The sequence below is a fragment of the Vibrio sp. JC009 genome (genome assembly GCF_029016485.1).
Classification (GTDB): Bacteria; Pseudomonadota; Gammaproteobacteria; order Enterobacterales; family Vibrionaceae; genus Vibrio.
Genome location: NZ_CP092107.1, coordinates 1,088,192 through 1,109,705 on the forward strand (window position 1 = coordinate 1,088,192; position 21,514 = coordinate 1,109,705).

Genomic DNA, 21,514 nt, shown 5'->3' on the forward strand with positions numbered 1-21,514 from the left:
TAGTTGCTGAAATGGTAAAGTGCCAGAGCCTTGCGATAAATATCAGAAACCTCAATACAATATTGTTGATATTGCAATAATTCTACGGCACCCCGTGACCTTTCGAAGCAACCCACACACGGAACCACTGCTCTCTGGTCAGTTCGATATCAAGCGCCCTGATTGCCGTTTCCACTCGCTCAATTTTACCTGAACCGATAATTGGCAAAGGCTTAGACGGCAGACGTTTTACCCAGGCGTAAATCACCTGATCAATGGACTCTGCACCAACTTCTGTTTTTATGGCTTCCAGCTCATTACGCACACGCTGATGCTGCTCACCATCACCAGAAAATATCGCGCCACCAGCCAGACAAGACCAAGCCATAGGGCGAACTCTTAGCGTTTGCAGGAGATCTAAAGTGCCATCATGGGCCACTTCGAAATTAAGCGGATTAATCTCCACCTGATTGGTCACCAGAGGAGTATCCAGACGAGACTGCAACAGTTCAAACTGGCGAGCTGAGAAGTTCGAAACACCGAAATGGTTCACTTTGCCAGCCTGCTTTAGCTCTGCAAAGGCTTCTGCCACCTCATCTGCATCCATCAAAACATCAGGGCGGTGAATCAGCAACAGATCGATATTCTCTATATTTAATCGCGCCAGTGAGTTATCAACCGACTCAATGATGTGCTGCTTACTGGTATCGTAATGATTCACTTTGCGCTCAGGAAACTTATCGGAGCAGAGTTTGATATCGCACTTTGTCACTATCTCAATCTGCTCACGCACAGATTTATCCAGCGCCAGAGCTTCACCAAATAGCTTCTCACACTCGTAGTTACCATAAATATCGGCATGATCCACCGTTGAGATGCCCAGTTCAATATGCTGTTTCAGAAAAGTCAGTCGCTCCTGCGGCGTCATTCCCCACTCTGCCATTCTCCAGTAGCCCTGAATAAGCTCAGAAAACTCCGGCCCCTTCGGCGCTATTAATACTTTATCTACCATTTTACTTCTCCCCCATTGTTATTATCTGGTGCAACAATCCTATGCTTGTTTCAGAAGGCCCTCAATGGTAAAAAAGCTAATTTCGAACCAGAGTACGAATTTATGAGTTTTGCTGAGAGATTAAAGTCGCTGATCGGGGAAGAGAGCATCAGCGGATTTGCCCGCCGGGTAGACATGAGCGAAGGTTTAATCCGCAAATATCTCAAAGGCAGCGAACCAAGCCTGTCAAAAGCAAACCAGATCGCAATGAAAGCAAACTGCTCCCTGGAATGGCTGGCAACAGGTTGCGGCTATCTCTACCGACAGGCCGAAGTGGTGGATATGGAAGCGCTGCAAATGGCGTATGAAGAGGTGACCGGCCAGCTTATGTCGGAAAAAGAGCGTGAGCAAAACCGACTGATTATCTCCGGATATCAGTACCTGAGAGCACATAAAAAGCCGGACGGCTACCTGGATAAGCCGGGAATGGCAGCGTTTTTAAGCCGGCATCCCCGGGAAAATAAGGCTGTCACAAAGTAAGGTGCTTTTTCAGAAACTCAATAAATACCGACACCCTGCAAGCAACAGCAGATGATTTATAGTAAACCGCATTAACCTGTTCACGCTCGGGCATGGTGACTTTTTCAGTAGCCAGAAGAGGAACCAGCGTACCCTGCGCGATATCTTCATGCACCATAAAGTTAGACAGGCAGGCAATACCAATACCAGACAAAGCCAGATGGCGAACTGCTTCACCATTACTTGCTGATATTGAAGCTTCTATATATTCCCCCCCCTTAAGGCCCCATTGATTTAGAACTTTAGGACCAGTAAATCCGATTAGCTTGTGCTCCTTCAAATCTTCCAGCTTTTTAGGCACACCATGTTTTGCCAGATATGCAGGAGATGCAACGATATGAAGCGGGCTATGACCCAGGTTTCTTACATACAGCGTTGAGTCAGACAATTTTCCGATTCTGATGGCGATATCGGTTTTATTCTCCAGCAGATCAATAAACCCTTCATGGGAAGAAAGATCCAACGTAATTTGCGGATATTCCTGTTTGAATTTCTCTACCAGCGGGACAAGCTGGTGAATGATAAACGGGCTGGCGGCATCAATTCTTAACTTGCCCTTTGGCGCATCTCCCAAAGAAAGCAGAGACTCTTCAGTCTGCTCAATCTCCAGAAGAAATTTTCGTGCAGCGTTTACAAAGTAGTGCCCTTCTTCGGTTAACTGAAGGCGTCTTGTGGTTCTGTTTAGCAAAGTGACACCTAACTTCTGCTCTATTTTACTGATTACCCGGGACACTTTAGCCACCTGAATATTCAGAGCCTCTGCCGCAGCAGAGAAACTGCCGTGGTCGACCACAGCGACAAGAATTTCCAGTTCATCAGATCGAGTCAGCATTACGGGCTCCTTAAAAACAGATAAAACAGACGGTGGGCAACCGATGATAACATTAACTCAAACGACAAAAATAGCACCGAATTTACAAAAGATTATTGTAGAAAACGCAAAAATATACAAAGTCAGCTGAGTACTATTTTCTGCAAAAATCATTTGTCGAAACGGCCATTTTTGCCTTTTCAGATTTATGAATAATAGCCTCCGAACCAAAACGAACTATATGTATTTTGAGAGGATATTATGCCTATTGCATTATTTGCGCTGACGCTCAGCGCCTTTGCCATCGGTACTACAGAATTTGTTATTGTCGGCCTGATCCCGACCATGGCTGCAGATCTTAATGTATCACTGCCATCGGCAGGTTTGCTGGTCAGCCTTTACGCCCTGGGTGTGGCAGTGGGCGCGCCGGTATTAACTGCACTAACAGGAAACTGGAAACGTAAAACCGTACTTCTTGCCGTAATGGCGCTTTTTGTACTGGGTAACCTGCTGGCCTGGCAGGCTCCGGGATACAGTACACTGGTCACGGCCCGTATTCTGACCGGCCTGGCTCACGGTGTGTTCTTTTCTATCGGATCCACTATTGCCACCGGACTGGTTGCGAAAGATAAAGCAGCAAGTGCTATCGCTATTATGTTTACCGGCCTGACCGTTGCACTGGTAACAGGTGTGCCTCTGGGTACCTGGATTGGTCAGTCATTTGGCTGGCAGGCTACCTTCCTGATTGTTGCTCTACTGGGTCTGATTGCACTTATTGGCAGCGCTATTCTGGTTCCGGGTAACCTTAAGCAACCACCTGCAACAAAGCTTTCATCTCAGCTTAAGGTTCTGACAAAGCCTCGTCTGCTGCTGGTTTATGCCATCACAGCACTTGGTTACGGCGGCACCTTTACCGCATTTACTTATCTGGCTCCGATTTTAGAAAATGTAACCGGCTTTGAGTCCAGTGCTATCGGTCTGATTATGCTTGTTTACGGTGTATCTGTGGCCGTGGGTAATATCTGGGGCGGCAAAATGGCCGACACAATGGGGCCGACTAAAGCGCTGACTTATATCTTCCTGGCTCTGGCTGTCATTCTGCTGATATTTAACGTCACCGCAGTAAACAGATTCACCGCAGTCGCCACGATTCTGATCTGGGGTGCCTTTGCTTTCGGTAACGTACCGGGGCTGCAGGTTTATGTGGTAAAACTTGCTGAAAAGTATGCACCAGATGCTGTGGACGTTGCTTCTGGCCTGAATATCGCGGCATTTAATATCGGCATCGCTCTGGGCTCATGGGGTGGCGGCATGGTTGTCGAGCGGGCCGGCCTGATGCACACACCATGGATTGGCGCGGTAGTCGTGTTCGTTGCTCTGCTCCTGACCCGCCTGAGTGCAAAATTGGATAACCGCGCTCCTGCCGCTGCTCCGGCAATGAGCTGGTAATACACAATTCCTTAAAAACAAGAAAGAGATTGTCCCGAAAGGCAATCTCTTTTCTTTAAATCCAACGCAGATTTATCGTCTTATTTTCCGGGTAATCCGCTTTATCAAGCCTTCTTCTGTTGGCGGCTCATAGATATCTTTTTTAAGTTGTTCAACGTCATTAGTCATTACAACTTTATTAGTAATGGCATTACGCACTGTCCCGGAAGAAGAGCCGTTGCGCTTACTTTCTTTGACCCGTTCAGCGAGCATGCTAGAGCTTTGTAACTGCAGCAACCTATTAACCTCAGCAACAACAGTGTCCGGCTCATCCTTAATTTGCCGTGCTGTCACCTTCAGAACCATACCAAACTGAGCTTTTAACGTACCACCTTGTTTAGAAGACACCTTCCAGCGCGCGCTACCACTACTTTTCGCGATTTCTATTGGCAGGTATAAACCTTTGGTTGGATTAACGACTATAAGCGCCACTCTTCTGTTACCACCCAAATCATCTTTAAGCGAATGATTTAAAAGGATATCAGAGTAAACCAGTATAGGATTACTTCTATAGATCAATCTGGATAACTCTTTGATGTTCTCTGTTAATTCTTCTGTCTGCATTCTCTGGTTAGCACTCCTTAAAAGTCTGATTGTACAAATTTACACCAACATACAGAACGAAGTATAGATAAAGATGGTCTTTTAGTGAAACTAGTCTCCTATTTTATGTCTTATCAAATGTAACGACGGAATATTTAAACTAAGCCTGAATAAATGGCAGGCTATCGCACAACCGAACGCGGGTACCCGGTCAAGCTAGAACACCGGCATCTCCTGCACACCATCCCAGAGTAATTTAATTCCGGACACAAATAGAAAAAAGTAACAGATCTGATAAAGTTTTTTCTGACTGACCCGGTTTAACATCCACACTCCCAGCATGACACCAACCGGCGCAACCGGAAACAGTGCCAGGGAAGTAGAAAGGTTAGTCATATTCATCTTTCCCAGCCAGATATAGGGGATCAGCTTGAAAAAATTCATCGCACCAAACAGCACAGCCATAGTGCCAATTACCTGCATTTTCCCCAACCCCTGAGGCAAGAGGTAAATACTGATTGGCCCGCCTCCTGCATGAATTGTGGTACTGGAGAATCCGCTAAGCAGGCTCCAGAAATACCCCTGCTTCTTGCCCGGCGCACTTTTCGGCTTATTAGACAATACATATTGCAAACTGAATAAAATGGACAAGACACCGATAAGGATCTCCAGACCATATTCCGGAGTCACACTAAGAAAATAGCCTGCAACCATAATCCCGACCACAGCCGACGGAAGCATGACCATCAACTGCTGATAATCACAATTTCTGGCATGATGCCAGATGGCAATAATATCCATAAAGAAAAGCAGTGGAAGCAAAATAGCCGCTGCTTCTATGGGAGAGGTTGTTAAGGCCATCAGAGGAACGGCGATAATGCCAAGCGCGCCACCCAGCCCACCTTTACCAATGCCATAAATAAGGACGGCAGGAACTGCCGTCAGATAGAAAAACGGATCTGTAATCATAAGGTTTGCTTAACAACTAGGAACCCAGCAGGATCTGCTTCCAGACTGCAACTTCATCAAAAAGAACATACTCGCGGCGAAGCCCCCACGGCCCGAACTCGGCGTGAGATGCGCCCATAATGTAGACCTTGGCACCGGTCGGTGCACCAAAATGCCCGTAGCCTTCATGCTTTCCTTCCAAAGACCAGCGGATTGCAGCGCGCGGTGACATCATGTCATCATCCCTGCCAATCCGGTGGTGAATCTTAAATTCAGCATTAGGAAAAGCCGATCTTAGCCGCATCCAGAAATCATCTATCTCTGCATGTGAGCAAGCCTGAGCGCCACTCGGATACTCGGCAATACAAGCACGGTCATACTCTTGTGGAATAACTGAGAATTCAGCCTGCATTATCCGCTCAAGAATGGACTGATACTTCATACCCCACTCATTATCGTTGCCGACCCCCGAATAGGGCCCCTGAACATCTTTTTCAGGCGTAAAAGGGAACGGGCAGTTTGCCGGTCCACCGGACTCATCGATAACCTTGATCGCCTGCTCTTTGGGCGTCATCCCCAAATGTTTGGCAATAGCACCGTGGTCACGAATCAGCCACTCATCATCAATCTGATTATTCAGTGCATGACAGTCCGCTATAATGCGGAAAAAGACCTTCTTTTTGGTCTCTCTGTGAGTCGCCGTAGAAATAATACGGTGCGAAGAGTACAGGCCGGTTTCATCATCGCCAGACCAGATCACATCCTCGCCAAACAGAGTACGGTCAGGGAACTCTGCCAGCACCTCCATGGTACTGTTTATCACTCCTTTATTACCTGTGGCAAAGGTCAGCGGAGTGCGGACAATAACATCATCAGCGTAGTAACGGTGAAGAGTATGCAACTGGCGGTCTTCCCAGATCTCTTTCGTGATCCCCAGAATATAATCGGGGAAATCTTTCCACTTTTCATCGAATCCTTTCATCATTTCTCTTTTCCTTACTACTTCTCAAACTGACGATAGCGGGCCTTGTTCAGCTCACGCATACGGGCAAGAACATCCACTCCAAGCTGGGCATAGGCGTGAAGAATGTCCACCAGCACCCAGTTTTCACGAATCATTCCCTTTTCACAGCGCCAGAAGTCCAGACTTCTCAGAGTAATTTCCTTATCAGATGGCGCAATACCCAGCCAGCCGTCGTTAGAAAGTGTCATTGCCATACCCGGCCAGCCGGTAAAGGCAACATAGTTCTGATCCGCAAACAGATAACCGTTATCTTCAATGGTTCTGCGGTTTGGCATCGCCTTTAAGAAGGGGATCTGATGCCAGTTCCGGAAACCGCTTATCCCCCGGCAGGTGCCTATTCCGGAAGGGCCATACCAGCTACATCTTGGGTGCCAGCGTTTCTCCAGCTCCATCGCCTCAACACCGCCTTCTGCAAATCGTGACAGGCCGGTAAGCATATCTTCAACCAGAGTCAGGCTCTGCTGCGCGGTCTCACTGTTGTAGCTCCGGGTAATATTGCCGTCACAGGTTGCCGGGGCCGGCGGGTTCCATTCACGGCCAAGGCTCGGAGCCATAGGCCAGGCGTTCGCCTGCATCATCAGCTCAGGAATATCCCATAATGCCTGCATTTCGGTAATACGACCGTTCTCTATCTTGTAGAACTCATGAAAACGCATGGAGACCTGATGGCCGGTTGGAGGGATATCCAGCCAACTATACATAAAGCCACCTGTGTAATAACCAGCGCAACCAACCCAATCGGCACCATTAGCACTGCCTGCCATGGTGATATAAGTACGCTTTTCCAGATCCGGCATCGCATTACTTAACAGCGCATACACCTCATCCCATAATGCAGAGACACAAGAAAGCGTTTCAAAAGGATAGGCCAGATGAATAGTGGCATCCGGCGCAAACAACTCTTCAACCAGAGCGCGGACTGTATCTGATTCAAAGTCGTACATCGCAGTATTCAGACGGCGAATCAACTCCCGGTTTGATTCGTGAACACTCATTTCATCACCTCTTCGGTGTGCATCAGAGGCCCCTGCTCACTGTCCATTTTCTCCCAACCGTGTCCACCGAACGGGTCAACGCCTAACTGCATCATAATGCTTGGAAAATCCACTGTGACATAATTATCCACGATTTTGCCGTCCACCACTTTCCAGAAATCCATATAACGGATAGTCACCTTCTTTCCCGTCGGCTCAATGCCCATAAACGGACCAGAGTGAATCGCTTCCTGACGACCAAATGCCGCACACCACTGACCCTGAGTCAGGCGGGCCTCATCGATGCAAACCTTATCTGAAAATGCGGCCTGAAATGGCCTTTGCCAGTGCTCCTGAAACTCCTTAAGACCATTTTTAAACCCACAACCTGCATTACCCATCCAGCGGAATGAATCAGCAAAGAAGCGGCCCATATTTTCAATATCATGGTCATTAAGGCCATCCACCATTGAGTCGATCACTGTTAAGGTTTCATCAGTTTTCGACAGATCATTGTCCTTAGTTAAAATTGCCTGTTCCGGACGATTCATAGTAACTCCTGTAAAAAATTATCCCTTCACTGCACCCGCGACTAACCCGGATACGATGCGTTTCTGGAAGACCACAATCAGCGCCACAATCGGCAACGTGATAGAGACTGCTCCTGCGGCACTCATCGACCAGTACTTGATGTCATCGGCACCAAACTGTGAGATGGCTACCGGCATGGTTGAGGCATTGGTTGCCGTCAGGGTCAGCGGGATAAGAAATTCGTTGTAAGCCAACAGGAAAGTAAACAATCCTGTGGTAATAATGCCCGGCCACATCACCGGAACAATTGCCTTGATAAATGATTGGAACTGATTGCAGCCATCCATCATGGCCGACTCTTCCAGTTCCTTCGGAATATTCATGAAGAAGGAGCGCATCATCCAGATGGTGAATGGCTGGTTAATCGCTACCAGAATCATAATCAATACGATATGGGTATCGTACAATCCGACCATACGGGTAAATTCATAGTATGGGATCAGAAATACCGTATGAGGTAACGAACGGAAGACCAGCGCCACCATCAGCAGCCAGAAACCCAGCTTGCCCGGATAACGAGCCAGCGCATAACCGGCAAGGCAACCGATGGAGAGTGAAATCACCACCACGCCAGCCGTCACGATAACCGAGTTCCACAGAAAGGTACTGAAACCAAAATCCAGCCACAGTGCTGCGTAGTTCGCTGCTGTAGGCTCAAAAGTCCAGACCGGCGGTGTTGAAAAAGCGTCTACCGGATTCTTAATGGAGGTCATAATGGTCCAGAAGAACGGGAAAGTGCAGTACACCAGCCAGACCAGCAGCGCAGCGTAAACAAATATCGTTTTTTCCCTCAGCAGTCGTGCAATCATTGGCGAATCCCCTTCTGCTCTTTATAAGTCATGTATAAAAACGGGATCAGAAAGATAAAGATCCCAATCATGGTCAGAACGGAGACCGCACTTCCCTTGGCTACCGCATCCTGAACAATACCGACCCGGTAGTTGTAGTACATCAGGGTTTCAGTGTTATTCAGTCCACCGGTCATAATTGCCACCGCATCAAACAGGCGGTACGCATCCATAATGCAGATCATGGAAACAAACAAGATTAGTGGCTGTATCGCAGGAACCACCACATGTTTGATTTGGTCCCAGCTATGGGCTCCATCAAGCAGAGACGATTCCAGCGTATCCTGCGGAATAGCCTGCAGCCCGGCAAAGAAGACAATGGCGGCGAAAGGCGTTACCTGCCAGATCCCGTAAAGAATAATCAGGGTGCGGGACTCCAGTGTGTCGCTGAACCAGTAAATCTCAATACCCATCAGATTAAGCAGATAGGTAAGGTAGCCAAAATCCTGAAACAGCCAGGAGAAGATCAGCGTCCCCACCACAGGTGTCACCACAAACGGCAGCAGAGTGGCAGCCATAAAGAAGGCGCGGATCCTGCCCTTTAACCGGTTAAGCGCCAGGGCAATAAGAAAGCCGAACACCAGCACACTCAGAGTAACGGTAATGGTATAAACAAAGGTAAATTCAAATGCCAGCCAGAACTCAGGATCCGTAAGAATATCAATATAGTTGTCCAGCCCAACCCAACGCAGATTCCCTTTAAAGTTAAACCGGTACATAGAGAGATAAATGGTCATAATCAGTGGTGCTGTCATCAGCAGCACCATTGAAAAGATGGAGGGACCAGAGAAAGCCAGAAAGCTTCGTAACTTCATCATAAGCCTTACTCCAGGAAGCCCTGTGCCTGCGCTTCTTTGTAATACGCTTTAGCAGCATCATTCAGCACAAGCTTGATTTCCTTCTTACCTCTAAGCGCATCCGGAAGCTTACTGCCAATCTCATTATGTGCCAGAGTAAAGTATGGCTGACTCGGGAACGCCTTCGCACCATTAGCAACCATAGTGCGCATCGCATCCAGATAACGGTACTTTTCACCCTCTACAGAACTTGCTGAATCACGGGTCAAAAATGCCAAGTGACTCGCGCCCTTCATAGAGTCTTTTTTCAGCATTTCCATCAGCACTTTGAAAATAAGTTCACGGTCTTCTTCAACGCGCTTAGGCATTACGTAGCCATCCCAGAAAATACTGGTTGAAGGAATGCTGACAGCACTGGTAGCAGCAGGTGCAGCGGCATATTGAATTTTGCCCACAACCTTTGAGACTTCAGCATTGTCCATCTCTGCGGCACGGGTTGCCCACACATTACCCATCACGGCTTTTTCCTGCTGGAAATTCACCATCACAAGGTCATTTGACATAGAAAGCGCATTAGGAGACATGTACGAAAGCAGTGACTTCAGAATTTCAGCAGCCTTCACACCTTTCTCGCTGTTAAACAGGGGCTTGCCTTGCGCATCAAAGTACTCACCACCCAGTGACAAATAGATATTGGTAAACTCTGTCGCCAGATTCCAGCCCTTACCCATCGCCTGGGAAATAGGATACTTAAATCCTGCTTCCTGCAGTTTTTCTGCATTTGCTAATACATCGGCATAGGTCTTTGGCACACTCAGCGAGTACTTATCCAGAATGTCCTGACGATAGAAGAACTGTTGCATGTTCATTTGCAGGGGAACCGCATAGATTTCACCATCTACGGTTGCCAGATCCCACACTTCCTTTGGAATGTCGCTTAGCTTATATTCATCCCAGTATTTTTTTACCAGATCCGTAATAGGCTGAAGCTGCTCTTTAGCCTGGAACTCATGGAAACTGCTTGCTGAGACCTGGATCAGATCATAAGGCGAGTTACCACGGCGGCTGGAAAGAATAATACGAGCCTGCTCCTGTACTGCACTGCCACTAACCAGTTTGTTCTTCACCTTTAGTGAATCAGATTCACACTCAGCCATCTTGTCAGAGAAGTATTTAAGTACCGGATAGCTGTTGGAAAGCAGTGAAAGTTCACCTTTGGCCTCTACACCAGAAAGGTCACAATTGGCTGCAGCACCGCCAACAAACGCCAGAGAAGTAATCATTGCCAGAAATTGCTTTTTCATCATTTAGTCCCTTAAATGTTAAGCTGTTAATTCAGCCAGCTCAGGAGCAAGCATAAAGTCAATTCGCTGCTCCGATTTCGTGTTAAACAGATAGGTGTGTTCCAGGTTGAACTTGAATCCAATGGGGTCACCGATCTCTGCTTCATAATTTTTATCTGCACGGGCCACCACCAGATTTCCGTTCACCTCCAGAGTGATCAGTGTTGATTCCCCGGTCATTTCTATGGAGTAGACTTTCCCGGTCAGGTTCGCATCATCCAGCGGACACACTTCAATATCTTCCGGACGAACCCCTAAAGTCACCATGGCATTAGAAACGTTGCCCAGCCCCTTTACCTTGCAGTTCTGGCTGCTGAACTTGCCATGATTTACCGAGCCCTCAATAAAGTTCATCGACGGTGAGCCGATAAAACCAGCCACAAACAGGTTGCGCGGGTTGTTATAGATATTCTTTGGCGTGTCCAGTTGCTGGATCTTCCCCTGATAAAGTACTGCAACCCGGTCAGCCAGAGTCATAGCTTCAATCTGGTCGTGGGTAACATAAACTGTGGTACGCTGAAATTCATGGTGCAGGTTTTTCAGCAGAGCACGCATGGAAACACGAAGTTTAGCGTCAAGATTAGATAAAGGTTCATCCATCAGAAACAGGCTTGGCTCACGCACAATTGCACGGGCAAGCGCGACACGTTGTCTCTGACCACCGGAAAGTTGTGACGGCTTGCGCTCAAGCAGATGATCCAGCTCTACACGTTTAGCCGCTTTAATCACCCGTGCATGCAATTCGTCCTTCTCCACCTTCTTCATTTGAAGTGGAAAGGCGATATTTCCATATACTGTTTTTTGCGGGTACAGGCCGTAGTTCTGGAATACCATAGCGATATCCCGATCTCTTGGGTGTGTATCATTCACCCGGCTCCCGTCTATCTCCACATCACCTTCTGTCGGGGTATCCAGACCCGCGATCATTCTCATTGTGGTGGTTTTTCCGCAGCCTGAAGGCCCGAGCAGTACCAGAAACTCTTTGTCTTTAATTTCCAGATTTAGGTCTTCAATAACCTTTGTGCTACCCCAGGTCTTATCAATATTGCGTAATAATATTGATGCCATGTGTGCTCCCTCTACATTTCGCAAATTACTCATCCATGAACTGACTCAGAAACACTCCGGACCGGGTATCAAAACAAGTCATACGATTCGGTGTCACTTCATCGATATACGCCGCCTCTGGCTTTTGCATTCGCATGCAAAACAAAAGCAAACCCTCTACAAGCCTAAGAGCAAGTTGCATACCAATTTAGAGTTAGAGCGACTAAACAGGTACAGTTGTAGCAATAAATCAATCAGTTACGAACTGCAAGCTGAGCCAAAACATTAAGCTGAGAGACTCCGTTTTGCATACGTATGCAAAAATTTATTTGCGTGCACCAGATGAAAGCGTACTTGTTCCGAATTGATGCAAGATTGACCACTTTTTTATGTTCAGCGCACCAAACAGCCCAGCCGGTAAGAAAATCCGCGTCTGGTACTACTCTTGCTATATACCTGCAGATACAAAGAAAACGCTTAACGGAATAATAATGCGACAAGGAAAGATCACTTCGACAGATGTAGCCCGCATGCTGGGTGTATCCCAGTCCATGGTTTCAAGGGCTTTTAATCCCAATGCCAGCATTTCTGATAAGAAAAGAAAGCTGGTGATTGAAGGGGCGCAGAAACTGGGCTATACCCCCAACGCTATGGCCCGAAGCCTGACCTCAAAGCGCTCAGGACTGGTTGCAATAGTGACCGACAGTGAAACGAATCCCATTTATGATGAGATGATCCGTAAACTCTCCTACACCATTCAGGCGAAAGGAGGACAACCTGTGCTCTGTATGGCAGATAACCACAATATGAATACTGCGGTAAATAAAGCCATAGAGTATCAGGTGGACGGACTGATTATCGCCACCAGCCGGATTAAAAACGGGTTGCTGGAGAAATGCCTGGATTACGGTATTCAACTGACCTTTATCAACCAATACCTGAACGGCACAGAAGCAAGCTGCTTCTGTACCGATAACCGGCTAGCCGGTGAACAGATCGCAGATTACCTAACAGAAACCGGCTGCCAGCGAATTGCTTATCTGGCCGGAGACAAAGGCAGCATGGTTAACGAGCAAAGGTGGGAAGGCTTCCGGGACCGCCTTCTTCATCACGGAACCATACCGCCACTTTATATTCCCGGCACCTTCTCTTTTCAGTCTGGCCTAGATACTGCAGCTAAACTGACGGATTACTACAAAGATATTGATGCGGTATTCTGCGCCAACGATATTATTGCTATCGGCCTTCTGGAAGGAATGCGCGGACTCGCTTTAAAACAGCAGCCCGCCGTTATCGGTGTGGATGATATTCCTATGGCCGCATGGCCTACATTCCAACTAACCAGTTACCGTCAACCATTGGAACAGCTTATCGACGAAGCGATAGACCAGCTACTTCACAGGATAGAACTTGAGACGCCGGCAGATATGCAATACCACTATTACACTGGTGAGCTGATTGTGCGGGATACTGCATAAAAGAAGATAGTCAGGGGGTAGGTTCCCCCCTGACGTTAGCGCTTACCTTCTGCGCTGAGGAAGCATATCCGTAACAGAGCCTTCAACCAACTCGGCACCAAAGGCTATCGTTTCTGCCAGCGTCGGATGTGCGTGAATTGTATTAGCAATATCCTTCGCTGTGGCCCCCGTTTCAATGGCTACAGCAACTTCATGGATAAGTTCACCGGCATTTGCTCCGCAAATTCCAGCGCCCAGTACTTTTCCGCTCTCCTTGTCGAACAGCAGCTTAGTCACTCCGTTAGAAGCACCCGCACTTTGTGCCCGTCCGCTCACTATCCACGGCACCTTACCCGTGTCGTAAACAACTCCGGCTGCTTTCGCCTCTTTCTCTGTCAAGCCAACCCAGGCGATCTCCGGACTGGTATAGGCAACTGAAGGAATCGCCGGCGAACCAAAGCCCGCCTCATGCCCGGATATGACCTCTGCTGCGATTTTCGCTTCATGGCTGGCTTTGTGTGCCAGCATAGGACCAGCTACGATATCACCGATAGCAAATATGTTCGCAAGCTTAGTCTGCATCTGATCATTTACCGGAATCAATCCTTTGTCATCGGTTTCAATACCCAGCTCCTCCAGACCGATCTCAAGCGTATTTGGCCTGCGTCCAACCGCCACCAGCACAGCATCATAAATTTCAGGATCAGGCGCTTTTTTCCCTTCCATCGCAACCTTGACCCCTTCTTCTGTTGAAAGCATCTCTGTTACCGAGGTTCTGGTGAAAATGCGGTACTCTTTTTTTAGCTTTTTCACCAACGGCTGAACCACATCCTTATCTGCCGAAGGAATAATCTGATCCAGAGCCTCAACAATAGTGATCTCTGAACCGAGCGCGGAATAGACCTGAGCCATCTCAAGCCCGATGATCCCGCCTCCGACAATAAGCATTTTCTCTGGTACACGGTTAAGTGCTAAAGCATCGGTTGAGTTCCAGATACGCGGATCTTGCGGAGCTATTGGCAGTGAAACTGGCCTGGATCCGGTTGCTATTATTGCGTGATTAAAGGTGACAAGCTGACCGTTCGTTCCTTCAATTCGCAGTGTATTCTGGTCCTGGAAAAATCCCTGCCCATTCACCCGGATAATTTTGCGAGCTTTACACAAGCTGTCCAGTCCGCCGGTCAGGTTACTGATGGTGTTATTTTTGTAGTCACGCAACTTATTCAGATCAACACCAGGCTGAGCAAAACTGATCCCCATCTCTGCCGCTTCACGGGCCTCTTCAAGGATCGCGGCACCATGCAACAGGGTCTTGGAAGGAATACAGCCGACGTTGACACAAACGCCCCCCAGTGTATTTCGTTTCTCAATAAGACAAACTGATAATCCCAGATCTGCTGCACGAAAAGCGGCGGTATAACCTCCCGGCCCACCACCCAGGATAGCCAGATCGACATTGATATTTTCTTTCATTAAATTCTCCGTATTATTGCGGACCTGTTGCTTTACGCTTTGCTCCACCGCACTGGAGTCCCCAGCCTTATGCCCGAAGTGACCATAGTGGTGATGCCAAGATTCCATTTAATCCTTGAGTGGATACCACTACTCTTTATCTGATTCAGCACAGTGAACCAGATAATATGAGCAATTAACGGACTATTTCGCTTCACTATACTTATCAGCCATTGCACGATCAAGAGAAAGTTTCCTATTGGAAACTTAATGTCATTGTGACATTAAACGACGCACCAAAATAGCTCATTCGCACCAACATCGCCTTAACCCTTTACTGTAATTTCATGCAATCACACTAACTCACAAAGCGATATTTCCTATTGGAAACGTAATAAAATCCATCTCAATAGTACAGCTGAAAAATGACGCCTAATCTGGCACATACTCTCTGCGTTTTACGGCTACCTGGAAGTGCAACTGAAGCCATTAGTGATTGTGGGCAAATAACCCATGGATATTTTCTGTTTCGAGCTATGTCTTTTTTGAGAAGATTACGCTAGTGTTTACCCCATATCTGTCCCATCTCACTTCTCTCGCAACCTCCGTCACTTCTTTCAGTGCAGGTGATAAGAATAATATTAATCCGGGGACAGACAGAGTCAGGATCGAACTATGTTATTTAAGTTATTTGAAGGCTTTACCAAAGCCTTCCCGGATCAGGAGCCTACTCAGCCTCCAAAAGGGATTTATGCCTTCTGTCGTCACTACACCAAAGGGTTTGAAATTCCTTTGCTTGTGATGGCGGTAGTCGCCACTATCGCCGCCATTGTTGAAGTGGCACTTTTTGGTTTTATGGGGCAAATTGTCGATCTGTTATCGACCAGTGATCCAAAAACCTTCTTTGCGGAAAACAGCTCAACATTGTGGGGATACGGCATCCTTCTGCTGGTTGTTATGCCGGTTTTGATCACCATCTACTCGCTGACAATTCACCAGAGTCTTCTGGGTAACTATCCGATGTCTGTCCGCTGGATGGCACACCGATACCTGCTGAAACAGAGCCTCTCTTTTTATCAGGATGACTTTGCCGGACGTGTCGCTACCAAGGTGATGCAGACATCACTGGCGGTTCGTGAAACTGTGATGAAGATGCTGGACGTTTTTGTGTATGTAAGTGTTTACTTCACTGCAATCATTGTCATGCTGGCGCAGGCAGACTGGCGATTAATGGCCCCTATGCTTATCTGGCTATTTGCTTATGTGGGTATCCAGATTTACTTTGTTCCTAAATTAAAGCAGGTTTCATCTGAGCAGGCAGAGGCTCGCTCCATGATGACCGGGCGTATCGTGGACAGTTATACCAATATCGCCACGGTAAAACTCTTCTCCCACAGTAAGCGCGAAACCGAGTATGCCGAAGAGGGAATGAACGAGTTTTTAAAAACCGTACACCGCCAGATGAGGCTGGTCACCGGTTTTAATATCAGTGTAGAAATTGCTAACTACCTGCTGGTATTTAGTATCGCCGGTATTTCGATTTTCCTTTGGATGGATAGCCTGATTACTGTCGGCGCTATTGCAATCGCAGTCAGCCTGGCGCTGCGACTTAACGGTATGTCCAAATGGATCATGTGGGAAGTTGGCGGCCTGTTTGAAAATATGGGTACGGTTGTTGACGGTATATCGACCCTGTCCAAACCAGTCAGCATTGAAGACAAACCTGACGCTAAACCAATTGTGGTTGATCAGGGCGCTATCGAGTTCGATAACGTCAGCTTCCATTACGGAGAAAAAGAGAAAGGTGTGCTCAGCAACCTGAACCTGAAGATTAAGCCAGGTGAAAAAGTCGGTCTGGTCGGCCGTTCAGGGGCTGGTAAGTCGACGCTGGTCAACCTTCTGCTTAGATTTCATGACGTAGAAGGCGGACAGGTGAAAATTGACGGGCAGGTGATTTCCGACGTTACTCAGGACTCCCTGAGAAGCAAGATAGGCATGGTAACGCAGGATACTTCCCTGCTGCACCGCTCTATCCGTGAAAACATCCTGTACGGCAAGCCGGATGCAACGGAGGAAGAACTCCTGAAAGCCACCAGACAAGCTCAGGCTCACGAGTTTATTGAAACCCTGTCTGACCCACACGGCAACATTGGCTACGACGCTCAGGTAGGTGAGCGCGGCGTGAAACTTTCCGGAGGCCAACGCCAGCGTATCGCTATTTCCCGCGTTCTGCTAAAAGATGCCCCGCTTCTGATCCTTGATGAAGCCACTTCAGCCCTGGACTCAGAAGTAGAAGCCGCCATTCAGGAAAGTCTGTATGAACTGATGGAAGGTAAAACCGTAATCGCCATCGCGCACCGCTTATCAACTATCGCCGCTATGGACAGACTGATTGTTCTGGACAAAGGCCAGGTAGTGGAAGAAGGTACTCATCAGGAACTGATTAAGGGCGACGGTATTTATGCGCAGTTGTGGGCGCATCAGACGGGAGGTTTTATATCCGAGGAGACAGAAGAAACACAAAAGCCTGTTTTATAAGTACTTTTTAATTTTCAGTTTTTCAAAAAAGCCGAATAAAGGCGACAAAAACCGAGTAAAACCGAGCTTTGTCGCCACTTTGTCGCCATTGATCATGGTTAGTTTTCTAGAGGATTCAGCTCTACTGCCTGGATAAGATGTTCAGGAGCAAAGTGTGCGTAAGCCATTGTCTGTTCAATTTTGCTATGGCCTAAGATTCGTTGAAGAACCAGAATATCGCCACCATTCATCATAAAATGACTTGCAAATGTATGACGTAAAATATGAGTTGCCTGCCCCGATGGTAAGAACTCAGGTAGTGCACGTTTTACGCATTGCCATGCAGCATAATACCGGACATTAAAAACAGCATGACCAGACACAGCCACATTCAGTATTTCATCATGCAGTGCTTTGGATATAGGAACGCTTCTGTTTCTCTTACCTTTGGTATCAGTAAAAGTTAGTTTCTTTGAAGTGATATGGCTTCGTTTAAGGGCTAACGCCTCCCCTACCCGCGCACCAGTTGCCAGGCATATTTTGCAGGCTATCAGTATCTGCTCTGCTTTCGGACTATTGTCCGCTGCAACCTTTTTCAAGAACGGCTTAATTTTATCTTTAGTAAGATAAGCCAGTTCACGTTCAGAAGCTTTGATAAGCTCGATACCAGCAACTGGATTTGGCTGCTTCCATTCACCATATTTAATGAGTGTGTTGAACATAGCCCTAAATGTTTTCAACTCAATATTATGAGTGGCCGGAGAGATCACGATATCTTTCCTGGTTGGGTGATGACTAACCCGGTTAGCCCGGTAGTTCAGATAGTCCTGTGTGGTAAATAACGAAGCAATTGGATTTCCCAACATCTCTACCGTTTTCTTAAGAACTACGTAAGTATTACTGCCGGTTTTAACTGTCTTTCCATGAATAACCCACCAACGCTCAAGCAGTTCTGAAAGCCTGCGATGATCTGGTTTAGCACCTAACCAAGGTTTATCATCAATCTCTTTCATTAAATAACGTTCGAAGGCTACAGCTTCACCCTTGGTAGCAAAGCGTTTTCTTACTCGCTTGCCACTGCGGCCATTTGGGTAGCATTCGCATAGCCATGGCAGTTTAGAACCGTCTTTGAGATTTCGGATAGACATTATCGACTACCCTTTTCGTTATTGCTTTCTTCCACCAACTTCTGTAGCAGTTGTATATCGGTTCGCAACTCTTGCAGTTTCTGGACTTCGTTTCGTAGTTCTTCAACCTCATCTTTTAGATTAGTGATGATATGTTTACTGCGGTCTTCTTCATCCTCTTCAAGGAACCAAGAAGCGACAAACCCGGTAAAAGTACCAAATAGCCCAACACCCGCCGTCATAAGAATGGATGCTATGATCCTACCTTCGTAGGTCACTGGGAAATAATCACCATAACCCACAGTAGTAATTGTCACGAATGCCCACCAAAGGGCATCACTAGCGGAATTGATATTCGCACCATCAACACCCTTTTCCAGTAACAGAATTGCAATAGCACCGAAGATAGTAAGAATGATGGATACCAGAGAGACAAGTGCAAAGGTACCTTCCATTCTTTTCTTGAAGACGAATGAAATAATCACTTTAGTTGAGCGAACAGCCCGAAGTAGCCTGAGAACGCGTACTACTCTGACAATACGACCATATCGAAGCACATCAACCATAGGTATACTGGATAGCAAATCTATCCAGCCCCATTTCATAAACTGGCGTTTGCTTTTGGCGTGCTTTAACCGGATAAAAAAGTCAGCCAGGAAGAATAAACAGATAAAATTATCCGCTTTATTCAATATTTCGTTTATGTCTTTAGGTAGGTCCACAGCAAGTTGGACAAATAGTGCTAACAACACATAAACCGATAGGAACAGAGTAAAGATCTGAAATGGCCCGACTGCATCACCGTCAGTGTTCTTCATCGGTTCATTTGTTCGCTTTGTTGCTTGATTCAACGTTATTACCTCAATTATTTAGGATAAAACTCAGCCTACCCGCACTAATTATTTCAGTGCAGGTACGCATTGACGTTTGGCTCAAGCGAAGAGGTTTAAATCGTAGTTATTATTTTTTATTGATATCCAAAACTACCTTACCAACAACCTTTACACTTAACTCATCCACAGTAAGAGTGGAATTATTAAACGCGATAGCCAGCTGCTTGCCTGGTAGTCTTTGGATTTCGTTTAAAGACAGCAAACCGTCCATATCTATCAGATAAGTACCGCTTACTGCTTGGTTAATTTCTTTATCGATGATAGCGGTAAAGTCTTCAGTGGTGATAGCCATCGGACTGCGAACGCCCTGATCGTTAAGTAGAGTCAGGTCAAAAACCAATGCTTCCTTAGAAACAAGCTTTCCATTATCTAATTTAAAACTTTGAACGCGACAACTCTGTTCTTTACTAGCTTGTTCTAGTGCAACTACTGCATCTTTATCTTTAGAACTGTGGGAAATGAATACTTTCGCCCTATCCTCTTTTGATAAAGCCATCTCTTCAATAGGAATTCCATGAGCTAGATGAAGGCGAACCATAAGCTCATGAGATGTACGATCATGGAGCCGCCATGCGCTAAAAGTAGCCTTAGGGATTCCAAACGTGTCCGACATCTCCAAAAATGTTTTCATCCCAGTAAGCTCTTTGAGTCTTTCCGTAAACTCTTCACCTTTTAAGTAATCAAAGGGGGGCGTCTTTTCCACTTTTATTCACCTGCATAAATAAAAAGCGATATAGATCGCCATTTATGTCTTGATAAAACACTTTTGTCGATCTAATATCTTTCCTGTAGACGAACTTCAAGCCGACCAAAGCCTAAGAAGTCCGAAGAAATAAATCCTAGCGAGGGAGCATAACACTATGTTTTCATTTAATACACCGCCTCTAGTGCCCTTTATGAGGTATGACGAATTCTCTCGCCTTTCTGGTGAGCCCATCGGCACCATTAAGCAAAAGGTTGCCGATGGTATCTACATCGTCAAAAAGAAAGAAAAGACCCGTGAAAAACCTCTGCTGAACATGTATGCCATGCACGAAATGGCTGCGCGTGAAGCTCTTGAGATTCTGGGATAAATCATGCGTCTTCGTCCTTTTCGCCGATTCAGAAAGCATTTCCGTTTCTATATTGAGTCTGTTGCTCTGATAGCCGTCAGTGTCTTTCTGATGATTGTTTAATGTATGAGATTGAGTATTGCGTATGGATAAAAATGACTCAATGTGCGAATTGCGCGAGCTCAAACAGCAATCTTACGATGCTGTTTGTTGTGATTTCGCACTCAACCACAACATGGAAAAACTCGCTCCCCTGATTGGCATCAAAAGCGGAACTATGCTGCGCAACAAGTTAAACCCAGCGCAACCGCATAAGTTAGACCCGATTGATTTGGCACTTTTATGTAAAGCGTCTGGGGATTTCACCATTCTTAATGCGTTATTTGCTGATCTGGGCGTTGTGACGGTACCAATCCCTGAAAAGGGTGACGAAAAAGACCTTTTAGAGAGGGTTCTCTTAAATAGTTCTTACTCTGGAGAGCTCTCTGTCGGTGCACTGGATATGTGCACTACGAAGAATTTACCGCGAAGCCAGAAACGTAAAACTCTGGCGAAGGCACAGGCCGCGTTAGGCAACCTTGTGCTTCTTATCAACGATATCGAAAACCGCACGTCTGGCGCAACTCCATTATTAGGTATGGGTTTGGATTTTCTCGCCAATGGTGCATCTATTCCAGGCATTTCCTAAGGGGATAATTATGACTCAGTTGGCAAGGCAATTAGATAATCAAATACAAGAAACCACACCCAGCGCAGCAGATAGCATTCAGGCAATGCGTTCTCTGTTTGACGGCAGTGCAACACGCAAGGCTATTAAGAAGTTTTATGACTCGCAACCAGATAAAACCCGCGGCCTGATCCTGATTGCAGGCGGTTTGTCCCCCAAGGATTTTCAGCGTTCTTTTGATGATTTTACTGATCTGGAACTGCACAAAATCCGCAAAGGTATGCATTACCTGAAAGATGTCGTTATCAAGTTTGACCGTAAGTTTGGTGATGTTCGCAAGCTGCGTCATTACCAGTTCAGCAGTACCCACTAAATCCCAATGACGT

The 21,514-nt window shown here is 46.7% G+C and carries 22 protein-coding genes; 7 read left to right on the top strand and 15 right to left on the bottom strand.

What is annotated here, in order from left to right:
• Positions 1 to 82 precede the first annotated feature (82 nt).
• Complete coding sequence (locus L3Q72_RS19715) at positions 83 to 991, bottom strand: aldo/keto reductase family oxidoreductase (RefSeq protein ID WP_275132260.1); 909 nt, start codon at positions 989 to 991, stop codon at positions 83 to 85.
• Between the two features lie 102 nt (positions 992 to 1,093).
• Between L3Q72_RS19715 and L3Q72_RS19720 the strand changes: the two genes are divergently transcribed.
• A complete protein-coding gene (locus tag L3Q72_RS19720; protein WP_275132261.1) occupies positions 1,094 to 1,510 on the top strand; it encodes a helix-turn-helix transcriptional regulator in 417 nt (138 codons plus the stop codon).
• Here L3Q72_RS19720 and L3Q72_RS19725 read toward each other — a convergent pair.
• Complete coding sequence (locus tag L3Q72_RS19725) at positions 1,500 to 2,381, bottom strand: LysR family transcriptional regulator (RefSeq protein WP_275132262.1); 882 nt, start codon at positions 2,379 to 2,381, stop codon at positions 1,500 to 1,502. The genes L3Q72_RS19720 and L3Q72_RS19725 overlap by 11 nt on opposite strands.
• Positions 2,382 to 2,621: 240 nt before the next feature.
• On the opposite strand from L3Q72_RS19725, the gene L3Q72_RS19730 reads away from it, so the two are divergent.
• Positions 2,622 to 3,809: an MFS transporter gene (locus L3Q72_RS19730; protein WP_275132263.1), complete on the top strand. Its 1,188-nt coding sequence runs from the start codon at positions 2,622 to 2,624 to the stop codon at positions 3,807 to 3,809.
• Between the two features lie 72 nt (positions 3,810 to 3,881).
• Here the strand turns inward: L3Q72_RS19730 and L3Q72_RS19735 are convergent, their stop codons facing one another.
• From L3Q72_RS19735 to L3Q72_RS19775, 9 genes are all read right to left on the bottom strand, one after another.
• Positions 3,882 to 4,412: a hypothetical protein gene (locus tag L3Q72_RS19735; RefSeq protein WP_275132264.1), complete on the bottom strand. Its 531-nt coding sequence runs from the start codon at positions 4,410 to 4,412 to the stop codon at positions 3,882 to 3,884.
• A 195-nt stretch (positions 4,413 to 4,607) separates the two neighbouring features.
• Positions 4,608 to 5,360, bottom strand: a complete 753-nt coding sequence (locus tag L3Q72_RS19740; protein ID WP_275132265.1) for a sulfite exporter TauE/SafE family protein — start codon at positions 5,358 to 5,360, stop codon at positions 4,608 to 4,610.
• A 16-nt stretch (positions 5,361 to 5,376) separates the two neighbouring features.
• Positions 5,377 to 6,321: a nuclear transport factor 2 family protein gene (locus tag L3Q72_RS19745; RefSeq protein WP_275133759.1), complete on the bottom strand. Its 945-nt coding sequence runs from the start codon at positions 6,319 to 6,321 to the stop codon at positions 5,377 to 5,379.
• Positions 6,322 to 6,338: 17 nt separating this feature from the next.
• Positions 6,339 to 7,358, bottom strand: a complete 1,020-nt coding sequence (locus L3Q72_RS19750; protein WP_275132266.1) for an ester cyclase — start codon at positions 7,356 to 7,358, stop codon at positions 6,339 to 6,341.
• The gene (locus L3Q72_RS19755; RefSeq protein ID WP_275132267.1) at positions 7,355 to 7,888 is read right to left on the bottom strand and encodes an ester cyclase; all 534 of its coding nucleotides are present in this window, start codon (positions 7,886 to 7,888) and stop codon (positions 7,355 to 7,357) included. The genes L3Q72_RS19750 and L3Q72_RS19755 overlap by 4 nt, the downstream gene beginning before the upstream one ends.
• 18 nt (positions 7,889 to 7,906) lie before the next feature.
• Positions 7,907 to 8,737, bottom strand: coding sequence for a carbohydrate ABC transporter permease (locus L3Q72_RS19760; RefSeq protein ID WP_275132268.1), 831 nt, complete (start codon positions 8,735 to 8,737; stop codon positions 7,907 to 7,909).
• Positions 8,734 to 9,594: a sugar ABC transporter permease gene (locus tag L3Q72_RS19765; protein WP_275132269.1), complete on the bottom strand. Its 861-nt coding sequence runs from the start codon at positions 9,592 to 9,594 to the stop codon at positions 8,734 to 8,736. The genes L3Q72_RS19760 and L3Q72_RS19765 overlap by 4 nt, the downstream gene beginning before the upstream one ends.
• Before the next feature lie 5 nt (positions 9,595 to 9,599).
• Entirely contained in the window at positions 9,600 to 10,880 is a 1,281-nt protein-coding gene (locus L3Q72_RS19770; RefSeq protein WP_275132270.1) for an extracellular solute-binding protein, read from the bottom strand.
• Between the two features lie 15 nt (positions 10,881 to 10,895).
• Positions 10,896 to 11,984 (bottom strand): ABC transporter ATP-binding protein, encoded by a 1,089-nt coding sequence (locus tag L3Q72_RS19775; RefSeq protein WP_275132271.1) that lies wholly within the window; start codon positions 11,982 to 11,984, stop codon positions 10,896 to 10,898.
• A gap of 470 nt (positions 11,985 to 12,454) precedes the next feature.
• Between L3Q72_RS19775 and L3Q72_RS19780 the strand changes: the two genes are divergently transcribed.
• Positions 12,455 to 13,441, top strand: a complete 987-nt coding sequence (locus tag L3Q72_RS19780; protein WP_275132272.1) for a LacI family DNA-binding transcriptional regulator — start codon at positions 12,455 to 12,457, stop codon at positions 13,439 to 13,441.
• A 42-nt stretch (positions 13,442 to 13,483) separates the two neighbouring features.
• On the opposite strand, the gene lpdA is transcribed toward L3Q72_RS19780, so the two are convergent.
• On the bottom strand, positions 13,484 to 14,893 hold the full coding sequence (gene lpdA / locus L3Q72_RS19785) for a dihydrolipoyl dehydrogenase (RefSeq protein ID WP_275132273.1): 1,410 nt from the start codon (positions 14,891 to 14,893) through the stop codon (positions 13,484 to 13,486).
• A 654-nt stretch (positions 14,894 to 15,547) separates the two neighbouring features.
• Between lpdA and L3Q72_RS19790 the strand changes: the two genes are divergently transcribed.
• Positions 15,548 to 17,410: an ABC transporter ATP-binding protein gene (locus tag L3Q72_RS19790; protein ID WP_275132274.1), complete on the top strand. Its 1,863-nt coding sequence runs from the start codon at positions 15,548 to 15,550 to the stop codon at positions 17,408 to 17,410.
• 98 nt (positions 17,411 to 17,508) lie between these two features.
• Here the strand turns inward: L3Q72_RS19790 and L3Q72_RS19795 are convergent, their stop codons facing one another.
• From L3Q72_RS19795 to L3Q72_RS19805, 3 genes are all read right to left on the bottom strand, one after another.
• Positions 17,509 to 18,537 (bottom strand): tyrosine-type recombinase/integrase, encoded by a 1,029-nt coding sequence (locus L3Q72_RS19795; RefSeq protein ID WP_275132275.1) that lies wholly within the window; start codon positions 18,535 to 18,537, stop codon positions 17,509 to 17,511.
• Positions 18,537 to 19,367: an ion transporter gene (locus L3Q72_RS19800; RefSeq protein WP_275132276.1), complete on the bottom strand. Its 831-nt coding sequence runs from the start codon at positions 19,365 to 19,367 to the stop codon at positions 18,537 to 18,539. The genes L3Q72_RS19795 and L3Q72_RS19800 overlap by 1 nt, the downstream gene beginning before the upstream one ends.
• Positions 19,368 to 19,476: 109 nt before the next feature.
• Positions 19,477 to 20,112, bottom strand: coding sequence for a phage repressor protein CI (locus L3Q72_RS19805; protein WP_275132277.1), 636 nt, complete (start codon positions 20,110 to 20,112; stop codon positions 19,477 to 19,479).
• Between the two features lie 157 nt (positions 20,113 to 20,269).
• Between L3Q72_RS19805 and L3Q72_RS19810 the strand changes: the two genes are divergently transcribed.
• The 3 genes from L3Q72_RS19810 to L3Q72_RS19820 all read left to right on the top strand — a co-directional run bounded on the left by L3Q72_RS19810 (position 20,270) and on the right by L3Q72_RS19820 (position 21,501).
• Positions 20,270 to 20,482, top strand: a complete 213-nt coding sequence (locus tag L3Q72_RS19810; RefSeq protein WP_275132278.1) for a hypothetical protein — start codon at positions 20,270 to 20,272, stop codon at positions 20,480 to 20,482.
• A gap of 124 nt (positions 20,483 to 20,606) precedes the next feature.
• Complete coding sequence (locus L3Q72_RS19815) at positions 20,607 to 21,149, top strand: phage regulatory CII family protein (RefSeq protein ID WP_275132279.1); 543 nt, start codon at positions 20,607 to 20,609, stop codon at positions 21,147 to 21,149.
• 10 nt (positions 21,150 to 21,159) lie between these two features.
• On the top strand, positions 21,160 to 21,501 hold the full coding sequence (locus tag L3Q72_RS19820) for a hypothetical protein (RefSeq protein WP_275132280.1): 342 nt from the start codon (positions 21,160 to 21,162) through the stop codon (positions 21,499 to 21,501).
• Positions 21,502 to 21,514 lie beyond the last annotated feature (13 nt).

Coding starts and splice junctions, on each gene's coding strand:
- L3Q72_RS19760 (WP_275132268.1), bottom strand. CDS start 8,737: ATGATTGCACGACTGCTGAGGGAAAAAACGATATTTGTTTACGCTGCG.
- L3Q72_RS19775 (WP_275132271.1), bottom strand. CDS start 11,984: ATGGCATCAATATTATTACGCAATATTGATAAGACCTGGGGTAGCACA.
- L3Q72_RS19715 (WP_275132260.1), bottom strand. CDS start 991: ATGGTAGATAAAGTATTAATAGCGCCGAAGGGGCCGGAGTTTTCTGAG.
- L3Q72_RS19720 (WP_275132261.1), top strand. CDS start 1,094: ATGAGTTTTGCTGAGAGATTAAAGTCGCTGATCGGGGAAGAGAGCATC.
- L3Q72_RS19815 (WP_275132279.1), top strand. CDS start 20,607: ATGGATAAAAATGACTCAATGTGCGAATTGCGCGAGCTCAAACAGCAA.
- L3Q72_RS19795 (WP_275132275.1), bottom strand. CDS start 18,537: ATGTCTATCCGAAATCTCAAAGACGGTTCTAAACTGCCATGGCTATGC.
- L3Q72_RS19735 (WP_275132264.1), bottom strand. CDS start 4,412: ATGCAGACAGAAGAATTAACAGAGAACATCAAAGAGTTATCCAGATTG.
- L3Q72_RS19745 (WP_275133759.1), bottom strand. CDS start 6,321: ATGAAAGGATTCGATGAAAAGTGGAAAGATTTCCCCGATTATATTCTG.
- L3Q72_RS19790 (WP_275132274.1), top strand. CDS start 15,548: ATGTTATTTAAGTTATTTGAAGGCTTTACCAAAGCCTTCCCGGATCAG.
- L3Q72_RS19765 (WP_275132269.1), bottom strand. CDS start 9,594: ATGATGAAGTTACGAAGCTTTCTGGCTTTCTCTGGTCCCTCCATCTTT.
- L3Q72_RS19755 (WP_275132267.1), bottom strand. CDS start 7,888: ATGAATCGTCCGGAACAGGCAATTTTAACTAAGGACAATGATCTGTCG.
- L3Q72_RS19770 (WP_275132270.1), bottom strand. CDS start 10,880: ATGATGAAAAAGCAATTTCTGGCAATGATTACTTCTCTGGCGTTTGTT.
- L3Q72_RS19820 (WP_275132280.1), top strand. CDS start 21,160: ATGACTCAGTTGGCAAGGCAATTAGATAATCAAATACAAGAAACCACA.
- lpdA (WP_275132273.1), bottom strand. CDS start 14,893: ATGAAAGAAAATATCAATGTCGATCTGGCTATCCTGGGTGGTGGGCCG.
- L3Q72_RS19730 (WP_275132263.1), top strand. CDS start 2,622: ATGCCTATTGCATTATTTGCGCTGACGCTCAGCGCCTTTGCCATCGGT.
- L3Q72_RS19810 (WP_275132278.1), top strand. CDS start 20,270: ATGTTTTCATTTAATACACCGCCTCTAGTGCCCTTTATGAGGTATGAC.
- L3Q72_RS19750 (WP_275132266.1), bottom strand. CDS start 7,358: ATGAGTGTTCACGAATCAAACCGGGAGTTGATTCGCCGTCTGAATACT.
- L3Q72_RS19740 (WP_275132265.1), bottom strand. CDS start 5,360: ATGATTACAGATCCGTTTTTCTATCTGACGGCAGTTCCTGCCGTCCTT.
- L3Q72_RS19780 (WP_275132272.1), top strand. CDS start 12,455: ATGCGACAAGGAAAGATCACTTCGACAGATGTAGCCCGCATGCTGGGT.
- L3Q72_RS19725 (WP_275132262.1), bottom strand. CDS start 2,381: ATGCTGACTCGATCTGATGAACTGGAAATTCTTGTCGCTGTGGTCGAC.